Below are 712 nucleotides of genomic sequence, written 5' to 3'. Positions count from 1 at the left end.
CAGCAAGCTATACCATCACACAGGCAGATATTAATGCAGGTGAGTTTGAGAACACAGCTAAGGTAGTTGGTACAACGCCTAGCAACACCCAAGTGGATGATGAATCAGATAACTCAAGCTATACAGGAAACAACCCAACGGTTGTAACTATCTGTACTGATGCAAGTATTGCGCTTATCAAAACTTCAGATGTTGAAGTAGATCCAACCACAGAATGTTCAACACTAGAGGCAGGTGATATTATTACCTATAGCTTCTCTGTTAAGAACACAGGAAACGTTACCCTCACCGATGTTATGGTAAGTGATTTAGTAGGTGGTGTTACCGTATCAGGAGGCCCAATCACATTGGATCCAGGTCAAGAGGACACTACTACATTCACAGCTACCTATACAATTACTCAAGCAGATATTAATGCAGGTGAGTTTGAGAACACAGCTAAGGTAGTTGGTACAACGCCTAGCAACACCCAAGTGGATGATGAATCAGATAACTCAAGCTATACAGGAAACAACCCAACAGTTGTAACTATCTGTACTGATGCAAGTATTGCCCTTATCAAAACTTCAGATGTTGAAGTAGATCCAACCACAGAATGTTCAACACTAGAGGCAGGTGATATTATTACCTATAGCTTCTCTGTTAAGAACACAGGAAACGTTACCCTAACCGATGTTATGGTAAGTGATTTAGTAGGTGGTGTTACCGTATC

General features: G+C 41.2%; 1 protein-coding gene. It reads left to right on the top strand.

The window, feature by feature from the left end:
- Nucleotides 1-712: hypothetical protein (locus G3A46_RS14025; protein WP_206736029.1), on the top strand; the 712-nt coding region annotated here is incomplete at both ends.

The sequence above is a fragment of the Aequorivita sp. KMM 9714 genome (assembly GCF_011065475.1).
In the GTDB taxonomy this organism is placed as follows: Bacteria; Bacteroidota; Bacteroidia; order Flavobacteriales; family Flavobacteriaceae; genus Aequorivita; species Aequorivita sinensis.
The sequence above is the reverse complement of the archived record's forward strand: the minus strand, read 5'-3'. Positions and strand labels throughout refer to the sequence as shown.